The organism is Mesorhizobium sp. WSM4817 (assembly GCF_055811135.1).
Genome location: NZ_JBVVQQ010000169.1, coordinates 1 through 243 on the forward strand (window position 1 = coordinate 1; position 243 = coordinate 243).

Here is a 243-nt window from a genome sequence, read left to right on the forward strand (position 1 = left end):
GTCGCCGACACCCCCGAACTCCGCGCCGCCTATGCCCAGGCGCAGGCGATGCTCGCCGAATATGGCATGGAGGCCGGACAGGATCCGCGCATGTTCGCCGCCTTCAACGGCGTCGATCTGGCGCCCTTGAGCGAAGCCGAGGCGCGTAGCGTCGCGCTGACCCGCCGCGATTTCCGCCTGTAAGGCGTGGCGCTGGATGAGGAGGCCAAGGCCCGCTTCCGCGCGATCGGGGTCGAGCTCAAT

Annotated in this window: 1 protein-coding gene; it reads left to right on the forward strand. The window is 69.1% G+C overall.

Annotation, left to right across the window (positions count from 1 at the left end; all coding sequences use genetic code 11):
• Positions 1–183: hypothetical protein (locus tag AC0L2K_RS35240; RefSeq protein WP_473533693.1), on the forward strand; the 183-nt coding region annotated here is incomplete at its 5' end.
• Positions 184–243 lie beyond the last annotated feature (60 nt).